The organism is Citrobacter sp. RHBSTW-00029 (genome assembly GCF_014104295.1).
Taxonomy (GTDB): domain Bacteria; phylum Pseudomonadota; class Gammaproteobacteria; order Enterobacterales; family Enterobacteriaceae; genus Citrobacter; species Citrobacter youngae.
Genome location: NZ_JABXRT010000001.1, coordinates 521,576 through 534,450 on the forward strand (window position 1 = coordinate 521,576; position 12,875 = coordinate 534,450).

Here is a 12,875-nt window from a genome sequence, read left to right on the forward strand (position 1 = left end):
AGCGGTATGGCGTTCGTTTCAGGTCACAATGTGATTTTGTTGGATCAGCTCATCGAGCGTGGTGTGTACGTTCTCCAGCGTTACGAGGTTAGTGGTGTGGTACGTGTTGCCTGTACCGTCGCGATCAATGGACACGATGGTGTTGTTACCGCTGGTGGTCACTGTGAGGTAGTTGCCGAGCGTGGCATTTTGTCCGTTCCAGCCTACCAGCAGGTCGCCGATGTCGATTTTGTCGCCCTGAGCCAGTGAAAAGTTGGTCCAGTTGTCCGCAGTCCCGTTACCGCCGGTAGCGTCGTTGGCATTGAGCAGGTGATAAATCAGCGTATCGCCGTAGACCGATCCGGTGATCACGTCATGCTGTGCGGTGCTTGCCATCTGCGGGTTCATATTGATGGTCAGCGTAGCGGTGTCCGTGTGCCCGTTTTGGTCGTTCAGCGTATAGGTAAAGGTCTCTTTGCTGATTATCGACGCTACGGTTGTACCCGGCTTCAGCGTGTAGATGTATGAACCATCCAGGTTCATGGTCAGTGAACCATAATGACCCTGAATGGTTGCGCTACTGGCGCTGCCGGCCGGATTGAGGGTGGCGGTACTGCCGTTAAAACCGGTGACAGTGAGCTGGGTATGGACGGTTGAGAGCTGATCGTGCGCGCCAGCGGCATCACTGCCATCAAAAATATTGCCATTCACCGTCGTGGTGTTAACGTCCCAGGTATTGAGATGCCATGTCGTACCCGTGACGTTTGGCGTAATGCTGACGTTGCCAACGGCCAGTCCCCCCATTGTTCCTGTGAAGCTGATGCTGTAATGACCAGCGGCTAGCTCAGCATTACCCAGCGAGACGGCAATTGAACTGCCTAACAGGCTGATAGAGCTGGCGGGTACAGAGCCAGAAAGCGAGAATCCGTCAGGACCGGTGATTGTCCAGGTTACGCCCAGCGTACCGACGGTGATAAGTGTGCCGATGCTGAAGTTGAGCGTGGCGCCTTTCAGTACGTCATTTGTTGCGATATCAAACGAACCTGTACCGGTTGCTTTGCTCCCCAGCGTCGGAATTGTCGCGGTGCCCAGCGCGCCACTTCCATATGCCGCAGAGTCCTGAATGGTACTTACCGCCATCATGCTGCTGACGTCATTTACTGCGTCCAGCGCTTGCGGGGTCGCCGTAATGTTCAGCGAGGCGCTTCCTGTATCGCCATTGGGGGCTTTGACCGTATAGACGAAACTGTCCGGTGTGCTGATACCGTCTGCACCCAGTCCGCTTTTCAGCGTGTAGGTGTAGTTCCCTTTTGCATCAATAGTCAGCGTGCCGTACTGTCCGTTAATGGTGGTAGTGCCCGTTGCGTTAACGGCGACACCGTTCACTTCGGTGATAACGGTATTAGCCGGAGCCGAGTCGTTGGTCAGCAGATTTCCATTGGTTGCCGCACTCAGGCTGTCGACGGCGTAGGTGTGATCGGCCTGAATATTCAGGGTATAGCTGGTCAGCAGCGTCAGGCCGCCGGAAGCGTTAAGCAGGAACAGATAGTCACCGCCCGGCAGCGTAATGGTATACGCCGGTGAATTGCCGCTCAGTAGGGCGGTTACCCAGTTCGGTTGTACCCGGTACTGCTCATACTGCTGAATAGACTCGTTGAAGCGGTAGACATAGAGATCAAAGCCGCCCAGCGTTACGCCAAGTACGCTGGCCTGAACCGTTATCGTTCGGGTCGCACCGTCATCAACGTTGAATTTAATCGGGTTGGTCAAACCGTTGACCAGGCTGACATCCAGCAATTGTCCCAAACCAACACTGGCGAGCGTGAAGCCGGTTTGTTGTGATGGATGGTTGTCGACTGCGATGACCTGCGTCCCGTAAGTCAGCGCAGCCACATCGTCTGCCGCCGTTACCGTACTGGTGGTCGGGGCCTGACCCAGCGTGACCACCAGTTTTGCCGAGGAGTGATCGCTACCATGCGTTAGCGTGTAAGTGAAACTTTCGGAACGGCCATACACTGAGATTGACGTATTGGTCAGGGTATAGGTGTAGCTACCATTCTGATTGATATGCAGAATGCCGTATTTCCCCTGCACATCAATGCCGCCCGCCGGGACGTTCACGACGTTGCCGTTACCGTCAGTGATAGCGGTGACCAGCGTGCCGGAAGGGGCGTTATCTTGACCGTTAGTTGGATCGGTATCGGTGATGATGTTACCGGATTCTGTGGTCCCCCCAGTGATGGTTCCGCCGTTGGTTTTCACCACGGCAACGTCCAGGCTGGTGTATGCGCCAGTCGCCAGCAGGTTAGTGTTGAAGCTGACCACGCGATAATCCCCGCCTGTCAGCCCATCATAATTGAGCGTCACTCCAGAGGCTCCGATGGTCAGCAAACTGGCAAAATTGGGTTTTGAGGTATCGACCACGGTTATCCAGGTGTTGAGCAAGGAGTCATAGCGCTGGATAACAATCTCCATTGAGCTTAATAGTGACAGCACAATGCCGGTCGCCGCGGCGTTAATGGTGATGGAGCCACTACCGCCAGACTGGATGCTGAAATTAACACTTGCCGTGTCGTTACCCAGCACGTTGGCGACATTACCCAGTGCGTTCACCAGCAGGAAACCGTAATCGCTTTGATGCTCAGTGCTGATTGTCACGTCAGTCTGTAGCGGCAAACGGGTGACATTATCTTCAGCCAGCAGGGGGAGTACCGGCGCGATGACGCTGGCAGGCGATGACGTGTTACCTGCCGCGTCGGTTGCCGTTGCAGATAACGACTGACCTTCAATCTGGCGTACAGGCAAGGTGGCACTGTAGACGCCACTGCTGTTGGCGACCGCTGTCACGCTGGTGCCGCCAGGCAGGGATATCGTCACCGTACTGCCGGCTTCGGCAATGCCGCTCACTGTTCCGCCATCGGCGCTGATCAGAATCGTAGGAGGTGGCGGTGGCGTGGTATCCACAATGACGCTGAACGAGCCAGACAAAACGCTCGAGCCGTTGGCATTTGTGGCGTTGGCAGTAAACGCGTGGTTGCCTTCGCTGAGCGCACCGGATGGGGTAAAGCTCCAGATCCCATTCCCGTCTGCGGTTGTGCTCCCCATCAACGTGCCGTTGTTATACAGGTTGATAACGGCGTTTGCCTGCGCAGTTCCGCTCAGTGTTGGGCGGGTATCATTCGTGGTTTTCCCAGCGGTGACCAGGCCCGTGATAGTGCCGACATCATCGAATACGCTGGAGATCACTGGCGCAGGCGGTACGCCGGTAAACGGGGCCAGCACGTTACCCGCCGTACCGATGTTGCCTGCGGCGTCCTGTGCGCTAACCAGCAGCGTTTGTCCACTAATTTGCGGTGGATTCAGGGTAAAGGTGAAGTTACCGGAAGCATTCGCTGTCGTGGTGCCGAGTACCGTTCCGCTACCAGAGGTGATAATGACCGTACTGTTCGCTTCGGCCACGCCGGTTAACGCCGTACCATTGGCGTTGACCGCCAGCCCGGTTGGAACACCGGGTGCGATGGTATCGACCATAATGGCTGCCGCAGACGATAATCCACTGGTATTCCCCGCCGCATCTGTCGCCGTGATGGTAAAAGAATGAGCCCCTTGAGCCAGAGCAGTGGACGGCGTGTAACTCCAGTTGCCGGTGCTGTCAGCCGTTACGCTGATAACAAAACTGCCATTATCATAAATATCGACTCGCGCGTTGGCCTCTGTGGATCCGTTCAGGGTTGGGCGTGAGTCATTGGTGGGCTGGTTGCTGCCAATCGCACCGGTGTTGGGGCCAACATCATCAATAATGCTACTTATTGAAGGCTGTGCCGGGGCTGTGGTGTCCACCACCACGGTAAAACCTGCTGTTGCGCCGCTGGTATTACCTGCCGCATCGGTAGCGGTCACAGTGAAGGTATGGGACCCGGTCGCGAGCGGCGTGGTCGGAGTAAATGTCCAGCTATTATTGCTTTGCACCAGCGCAGTACCAAGCAGAGTGTTCCCGTCATAGATGCTGACAGTGCTACCGGCTTCGGCGGTACCGTTGAGCGTTGGGCGGGCATCGTTGGTTAGCTGCCCATTGTTCAGCGCTGTATTGAAAACTCCCCCTGCGATGTCATCTATGACCGAGATCAGTTGTGGGATTGGCGGTGGGGTCGTATCGACATTAATAATAAATCCGCTTGAGGTGGCACCGATATTGCCTGCGGCGTCTGTGGCGATAGCCGTGAATGTATGTTGGCCGTTGCTCAGTGTGGATGGCAGATACTCCCACGTCCCATCTATTGTGGCTGTTACCGTCCCCAGCAGCGTGCCGTTATCGTAAATCGCGACCCGGGCATTCGCTTCCGTTGAGCCACTGAGCAGCGGACGGGTGTCATTGGTCCAGGCTCCACTGGACAGAGTCCCGGTGCCGGGCTGTACATCATCGACGGCCTGGATAATGGTGGGGGCAAGCGGGGCAACGGTATCCACAATGATGTTAAATGCGGCGGATGACTGACTGACGTTTCCGGCTGCATCCGTGGCGGTCACCGTGAGCGCATGGTTACCATTTCCAAGTCCGGCTGTTGGCGTGAAGTTCCAGGCTCCATTGGCGTCTACCGGAGCGGTACCGAGATAGGTGCCATTGTCATAAATTTTGATCGTGGAATTGGCTTCTGCCGTACCACTGAGCGTGGGTTGCGTATCATTTGTGGCCTGGCCGTTGTTCAGATTGCCCGTCAGCGGGCCGACATCATCTGCGACCTGAGAAATGACGGGTATACCCGGCGATATGGTATCGACGATGAGCCCAAAGCCGTTCGACGCAAGGCTGGTGTTACCTGCACTGTCGGTCGCGGTGACGGTCAATGTATGTGGTCCGTTGCTCAGAGCATCCGTTGGGGTAAAGTTCCAGATACCTCCCGCACCCACGGTGGTAGTGCCAATGGGTTGACCATCGCTCAGAACGGTAATGGTCGCTCCCACTTCGCCCGTGCCGCTCAGTGCCGGACGTGTTTCGTTTGTCGTCTGCCCATTGGTTATCGCGCCTGTTGTGGGCGCTGTATTGTCCAGCACCGTGCTAATGATGGGGGGCTGTGGGGCGATAGAATCCAGTTCGAGGGTAAAGGACGAAGATACCCCACCCATATTGCCCGCCTGGTCGGTGGCAACGGCGGTAAAGATGTGTTGCCCCTGAGTCAGTGGGGCATCCGGCGTGAAGCTCCAGTTGCCGGATTCATCAACCTGGGTTGTACCAATATCAACGCCTTTATCGCGGATGGTGATAGATGCGCCGATCTCTCCTTTGCCGTTCAGCGTGGGTTGTGCATCGTTAGTCAATTGTCCGTTAGTCAGCGATGTGTTGCCGGGTTGATCGTCAATCACCGAGGTAATGTTCGGCGCCGCGGGCGGCAGCGTATCAACTACCAGAACGAAAGGTGGGCTTGCCGGGCTGATATTGCCAGCGCCATCCGTGACGGTTGCGGTTAACGAATGATTGCCTTCACTAAGTGCTGGAGCCGGTGTAAAGCTCCAGTTGCCGTTTTCATCGCTGGTGGTTGTGCCAATTACCGCGCCATTATCGCGAATGGTAACCACTGAATCGGCCTCGGTGACGCCAGCAAGCGTTGGGGTGTTGTCGTTGGTTAGCTGTCCGGATGTAAGGGATTGCGGGGTACCGACGTCGTCCGTTACCGTCACAATAGAGGGCGCGCTTGGGATTAACGTATCGACAATAATCCGGAAGCTGTTGGAGGGATCGCCCTGGTTGCCTGCCGCATCCGTTGCGCGTGCGGTAAAGATATGCTCGCCTTCTCCCAACCCATTTGTCGGAGTATAGCTCCAGTATCCGCTGCCACTCACGGTGGTTGTGCCAATCGCGATACCTTTATCGTAAAGGGTGATAGTCGCACCCGCTTCGCCGGTTCCATTGAAGGTCGGGCGTGCATCGTTGGTAATTTGTCCGGTATCTAACGATCCTGTACCTGGTAACACGTCGTCAATCACACTGGTGATCGCGGGTGCTTGTGGGGCGGCAGTATCGATAGTGATGGCGTAATTGGGCGACAACCCACTGGGTTCTGAGTTTACAGTTTGCGATACGGTGAAATTGTAGGTCGTGCCGTTTGTCAGTGGAGTGGATAATGGATAGCGCCATGCGCCGGAAACGGCATCGGCGGTAACCGTAGCGATTACATTCCCATCCTGATAAATTGTAACCGTTGCTCCTGCCGTGGCGGTTCCTTGTAACAGCGGTGAGGTGTCATTGGTGGATTTACCGTTGCCAATCACTCCTGTAACGGGAGAGACATCATCAATGATTTCGAGAGTTGGCGGATGCGGAATACTGGAAGTGGCCGCGTTAAACGGCGTAGGGTCGCTGCTATTGCCCGCCTGATCCTGGGCGATTGCATTCAGATTCTGCCCCGTAGTTTGTGCGGGTGATATCGTGACGGTGTAGACACCTGTAACGCTGTTCGCAATGCCCTGGCCCAGTACCGTGGTACCATTTCTGATGATGACGGTACTGCCCGGCTCGGCTGTCCCGCTCACCAGCGTGCCGTTCGGGTCAACATAGGTGACGATTGGCTCGGCAGGAGGCTGCGTATCGAGTATCAACATCACAGGGTTTCCTGCCGTCAGAGAATTACCCGCGGGATCCCTGGCGCCGAACGTCAGCGTGTGCGGGCCATCGCCCGTCAGTGTAATCTCAATACTCCAGCTACCATTCGCCGCAACGAGGGTTTCGGCAATGGGATTGCCGCCATCGAAAATGACTACCGTACTGCCCGGCGCACCGGTCCCGCTGATTGTTGGGGTGGTATCATCCGTGACGCTACCGTTGGTCAATGAACCGATAATGACGCCAGCGTCATCTTCAATATCTGTAACCTGCGGTAGGGTCAGCACGGTGCTGCTAACCGTAAACGCTACGCTGTTTGATGGGGTACTGGCGTTCCCCGCCGCATCGGTTGCAATGGCCGTTAGCGTATAACTTCCGTTTGCCAGTGCCGTCCCAGGAGTAATACTCCAGGTGGTGCCAACCACCGTTGTGGTACCGATAATCGTACTGCCGTTGTACAGCGTGATCGTGTCGCCGTCAGTGCCGGTTCCGCGAATAGTTGGCGTCGTATCATCTGTTATTGCGCCAGGTGCAAGATCGCCCAGGAAACCACCGACATTATCATTGACGGCAAGAATAACAGGGGAGGCAGAGGGCGTTGTATCGATCTCCAGGAGGATGGCATCTGATGGCGGGCTGACGTTGCCAGCAGGATCGGTCGCCGTAATGGTCACCTGATAAACATCCTGGGGAAGTGGCACTGATGGTGTAAAGCTCCAGCTACCGTCTGCCCCAACCGTTGCGGTACCCTGCGACGAAGAGTTGCCATTAAGATAGAGGGTAATGAGATCGCCGACACTCCCCGTGCCGCTGAACGTTGGCGTGGTGTCGTTAGTCATGCCGTTTGTCACGACCCCGGTTATCGGATTGACGTCGTCCGTAATGGTGGGCGGGAGCGGTTGCGTTGGCGGCAGATTATCCACCGTCAGCGTAAAGCCCGCCGATGGGATCCCTGTGTTGCCCGCCGCGTCGGTCGCCGTGGCGGTGAATTTATGCGGCCCATCGGCAAGTGAGGTCGGGGTAAATGTCCAGGTGCCGTCTGGCTGTACGGTAGTGATGCCGGCGAGGCCGCCATTCTCATAAATCGTAATTGTCGCACCCGGCTCACCTGTTCCGGACAGTTTAGGGTTGTCGCTTTTCGTGCTGCCGCCATTACTCAGTGCTTTAGTTTCAATGCCAATAAGCCCTTCCGCTGAGGTGATGATCGGGGCCGCGGGTGGTGTTGTATCGACAGTCAGCATGAAACTTCCGGCGGTACTGGCGTTACCCGCCGCGTCTGTCGCGATAGCTGACAACGTGTGCGAGCCTTCACTAAGTGGCTGGGTGACCGGGAAACTCCAGCTTCCTCCGGCCACAACGGTGGTCGTTCCAATCGGTGTGGCACCATCGTAGATAGTGATGGTGGAGCCAACTTCTCCGGTCCCCTTCAGTGACGGCAGGTTATCGTTTGAACGGCTACCAGAAGGCAAGTCAACGGGTGCATTGCCGATGTCATCTGTGGCGGCTGAAATGACCGGAGCCCCAGGAGGCTGGGTGTCAACGGTAATGGTGACAGTGACGGGGGAGGTGACGACGTTACCGGCGGCATCTGTTGCGGATACTGTAAAATGATGGTCGCGATCGGCAAGCTGCTTGTTGTCCGGGACGGTATAGCTCCAGGTACCTGACTTGTCGATGAGCATCACCGTCATCAGCAAACCGTTATCATACAGGTTCACCAGCGAGCCTGGCTCGCCGGTCCCGGAGAGGGTCGGCGTGTTGTCGTTGGTTACCCAGTTGTTATTCGCGATGTTACCGGTGATGGTTCCGACGTCATCGCTAATCAGAGTAATAACCGGGACGGTCGGCGCGACGCTATCGACAATGATTTTCCAGCTGGCGGCGCTACTGGTGTTGTTGGCGGCATCAGTTGCCGTAACCGTAAACACGTGTGCGCCCTGGCTCAGCGCGGTGGTCGGCGTGTAGTCCCAGTTACCATTGATATCGGCGGTAACGGTGGTTAGCAGGGTGCCATTATCATAAATTTTTACCTGCGAGCCCGCTTCGGCGGTGCCCTTAATTTCCGGTTTATCGTCGTTTGTCAGCGTGTTGTTATCAATTTTTCCGATGACGTCGGGAACATCGTCTAAGACGGCAATAATAATCGGTTGGTCTGGCGCGGTAATATCCGGAGCCAGCGCGGAAGCGGGCAGACTTTCGTTGCCTGCGCTGTCCGTTGCGGTCACTTTTACCGTTTCACCATTGTTTTGTGACGGGGTGATCGACACGGCAAAGTGACCGCCGCTGTCTGCCTGACCCACGCCAATCGTATTCCCGTTGCTGTCTTTTACGGTGATAGTGCTGCCGATTTCAGCATGTCCACTGACTGAACCACCATCCCCGGCGACAATTACCCCTGTCGGTGCGTCAGGGGCGGTGCTGTCTGGCGCGGTGACTGCTGTGTTATCACTGGTATTACCTGCTGCATCCGTTGCATTGGCGACAAGATGTTCGCCGTTCGTTTGTGGCGGAACCAGTGTGGCGGTGAAATCTCCGTCAGCATCAGCGGTGGTCGTGCCAATGATAGTGCCACCAGGATTGAGAATATGTACGGTACTGTTGGGCTCTGCCGTGCCGGAAACCTCATCGCCCGCGTTATTGATTGTCAGGTTTGCGGGCGGTAGCGGGGCGGTGATATCGGGAGCGAGTGCTGTTTCTGGCAAACTCGGGTTTCCTGCTGGATCGGTAGCGATAGCGGCTATGGTTTCGCCATTGGTTTGTGGTGGGTTTATGGTGATAGTAAACGAGCCATCTGGCCCGGTAACGCCACTGCCGATTAAATGATTATTATTGTCGGTTATAGTCACGGTACTGCCGGGTTCAGCCGTACCAGTGACGACAGCACCATCGGCAGATACGTTCAGATTGTCTGGTGATAACGGCGGCTGAGTATCGATATTGATATTGAATGCCGTCGATATTCCCCCCGTACCCAGGTGGTTGGTTGCCGTAGCGGCGAAGGCGTATGAGCCGTCCCGCAAGTTTGTGCTGGAGGTCCAGTCCCAACTACCGTTGCTGTCGGCGACGACGCTGTCGATATATGCCCCGTTATTGTAAATTTTAACCGTACTGTTGGCGTCAGCTGTTCCGGAAAGCGTTGGGGTCGCATCATTAGTGGACTGATTGTTGGTCAATGACCCAACGGAGGGCGCGACATCATCCATAACGCTGACAATCACGGGGACGCCTGGATAACCGGAATTTGAGGCACTGAATGAGGTATCTGGCCCGATATTGCCTGCTTCATCCTGAATCTTTGCTGTCAGCGTTTCACCATGTGTTTGCGAGGGTGATATGCCAATAGTGAAGGTGCCGCCTGAACCGACGATTGCTGAACCCAGAACCTGGTTGTTACTGCCAATGATGGTGACAGTGCTTCCGGGCTCTGCACTACCCGTCACCATGGTGCCTTCCAGGTTCACTGAAGAAATTACTGCGGCGGCAGGTGGGGTGGTATCGACGGTAATGACCCAACTGTCTGAGATTGCGCTGCTGCCCGCATTGTTTGATGCGCTGACCGTAAACTGGTGAGCGCCTTCCGCGAACGGGGAAGATGGAGTAAACGTCCAGTTGCCGTTGGCATCGATAGTGACCTGTCCTATTTCGACACCGTTATCAAAAATATGTAAGGTGGCATTTGCGGGGCCAGTGCCCTGAAGAGTAGGCGTATTATCGTTGGTGGATTCCTGCTGATTGACAGGACCTGTAATCAGCTCCTGATTATCGATCACGCTGGTAATAACGGGCACGTCTGGCATATTAGGGGTTGTTGTCGGCGGATCGCCACCATCGCCATCGCCGTTGCCGTTGCCATTGCCATTGCCATTGCCATTGCTATTGCCGTTCCCACCATTATCGTTTCCGGCGTTGTTATCGCTCCCCCCACCGCCACCGCCACCGCCACCTGCAGCGAGGCCAACTCCGCCAGCGACCGCGATCCCGCCAAGAACCCAGGGCCAAACTGCGCCTCCTTCATGACTGCCTTCGCTCGCCATCAATGGGGTGAGATCGTCCAGATGCTGATAGTGGAATGCGCCATCCGTATCCTGAACCCACCATAGTGCGCCGTTGCTATCTTCAAGTACGAGCTGGCTTTGTTCATCACCTTTGCCAACGTAAAAGTTTTTAATTGTGATAGTTTCACCAGAGCGGAGTGTGACAATCAGATCCTGATTTACGCGGGTAAGCTGACTGATTTCTTCACGAGAAACAGACAGCTTCACGATGGAAGGTGAATTGAGCGTGACTTCTGAAGCTTCAATATTTGTGGAAACACCAGTCAATTTTGATACAACGGCGAGTAGACGCATATATTCACTCCTGATGGCAGGCCGAGAGTATTAATCCACAATAGCGTGTTGGGAGAATGAGCTGACAGGTGCCCGTTCATCGTATAGATGAGTTTGCACATGTGGTTTCATTGATTAGGTCACGCAGGTATCAGTTTGTTTTTCGAATACGTCAGGGCCTCTGAGTCTGAATAGTTCTTTCGTATTAGATGATATAGTCAGAAAGGATGTATTACGCAAATTATCTATATTAAAAATACATTGAGGTAATTGAAAAGGATACTTTCCAGTACGTGTTTTGGTTGTTGTTGAAATCTAACTCGCTGTATATAAAGTTGTTTTTCTTCTTTGTGGTTTTTTACAAATCTAATAAACACCAGTAATAATAGTGTTATTGGTGAGGCGTAAAATATAAACGATACGCTCTTGAAGTTTTATTTTATTAAGCTATGGACCCGATGAAATAATGAAAAGACTATTTTAGGTTTGAACGATTCAGCGGTGTAAAAACTATAATTTTGGTGAATATAATGGGTGGGTTTCAATAACTAAACAATAAGAGCCAGCCTCATGATGAGAGACTGGCCGCTGAGAGGGGATTTATCGACCTGCATTTTTCATAATACGAGCTTTGTCCAACTGCCACTCACGTTCTTTTACATCGGAACGCTTGTCGTGCTGTTTCTTCCCTTTTGCGACGCCAATTTTGACTTTGCACCAGGCATTCTTCCAGTACAGCGAAAGTGCCACGACGGTGTAACCGTCACGATTCATGCGTCCATATAAGGAGTCAAGTTCGCGTTGGTTTAACAGAAGCTTACGGGTGCGAGTAGGGTCACACACGACGTGCGTTGAGGCAACGGCCATCGGCGTGAAGTTGGCGCCAAACAGGAACGCTTCGCCGTCTTTGAGAATGACATAGCTATCGCCAATATTGGCCTTTCCTGCGCGCAGGGATTTGACTTCCCAGCCTTGCAGTGCGAGTCCAGCTTCGAACTCTTCTTCAATAAAGTATTCGTGTCGTGCGCGCTTGTTGAGCGCGATTGTGGCTGAGCCAGGTTTGTGTGCTTTTTTCTTCGTCATAATGCCGCTCAGTATAGGTAATCTGGAATTGAAAAACACCCCATTTCATCCAGCGGGGCGCAAGGCGCTATCTTAGCACGAGTTGGGCTATAGCGTTTTTTTTAGCGGATGATAAATGGTATTATTTGCACGATTGATATTGATGGAAATTGTTATGCCTCAGATTAGCCGGACCGCTTTAGTACCTTACAGTGCGGAACAGATGTATCAGTTAGTGAATGATGTTAAATCCTATCCTCAGTTTTTACCGGGTTGCACCGGAAGCCGCGTCCTGGAGTCGACTCCGGGGCAAATGACGGCCGCTGTGGATGTCTCGAAAGCAGGGATCAGCAAAACGTTCACCACGCGTAATCAACTGACCAGTAACCAGAGCATCCTGATGCATCTGGTCGATGGACCGTTCAAAAAACTGATTGGCGGCTGGAAGTTTACGCCACTAAGTCATGAAGCGTGTCGTATTGAGTTTCATCTCGATTTTGAGTTCACCAATAAGTTAATCGAACTGGCGTTTGGCCGCATCTTTAAAGAGCTGGCTTCTAATATGGTGCAGGCCTTCACGGTTCGCGCGAAAGAGGTTTACAGTGTCAGCGTCGGCTAAAATTGTCGTTGAAGTAGCGTACGCGCTGCCCGAGAAACAGTATCTACAGCGCGTGACGTTGCAGCAGGGCGCAACCGTCGAAGAGGCGATTCGCGCTTCGGGATTGCTGGAGCTACGTACTGATATCGATCTCAGCAAAAATAAGGTGGGCATCTACAGCCGTCCGGTAAAGCTTGCTGATGTTTTGCATGACGGCGATCGGGTGGAAATTTATCGGCCATTGATTGCTGATCCGAAAGAACTGCGCAGGCAGCGGGCAGAGAAATCCGCTAAAAAATAACAGACAATA

General features: G+C 54.1%; 4 protein-coding genes. 2 read left to right on the forward strand and 2 right to left on the reverse strand.

From position 1 onward, the window contains the following. Positions 1-18: 18 nt before the first annotated feature. Positions 19-10,926 (reverse strand): BapA/Bap/LapF family large adhesin, encoded by a 10,908-nt coding sequence (locus HV041_RS02560; RefSeq protein WP_182294045.1) that lies wholly within the window; start codon positions 10,924-10,926, stop codon positions 19-21. A gap of 579 nt (positions 10,927-11,505) precedes the next feature. Beyond that, positions 11,506-11,988 (reverse strand): SsrA-binding protein SmpB, encoded by a 483-nt coding sequence (gene smpB, locus HV041_RS02565; protein WP_003031211.1) that lies wholly within the window; start codon positions 11,986-11,988, stop codon positions 11,506-11,508. A gap of 154 nt (positions 11,989-12,142) precedes the next feature. On the opposite strand from smpB, the gene ratA reads away from it, so the two are divergent. Beyond that, entirely contained in the window at positions 12,143-12,586 is a 444-nt protein-coding gene (gene ratA, locus HV041_RS02570; protein WP_003031213.1) for a type II toxin-antitoxin system toxin RatA, read from the forward strand. Beyond that, positions 12,570-12,866 (forward strand): RnfH family protein, encoded by a 297-nt coding sequence (locus tag HV041_RS02575; RefSeq protein WP_003839823.1) that lies wholly within the window; start codon positions 12,570-12,572, stop codon positions 12,864-12,866. The genes ratA and HV041_RS02575 overlap by 17 nt, the downstream gene beginning before the upstream one ends. Positions 12,867-12,875: the final 9 nt, after the last annotated feature.

Coding starts and splice junctions, on each gene's coding strand:
- ratA (WP_003031213.1), top strand. CDS start 12,143: ATGCCTCAGATTAGCCGGACCGCTTTAGTACCTTACAGTGCGGAACAG.
- HV041_RS02560 (WP_182294045.1), bottom strand. CDS start 10,926: ATGCGTCTACTCGCCGTTGTATCAAAATTGACTGGTGTTTCCACAAAT.
- smpB (WP_003031211.1), bottom strand. CDS start 11,988: ATGACGAAGAAAAAAGCACACAAACCTGGCTCAGCCACAATCGCGCTC.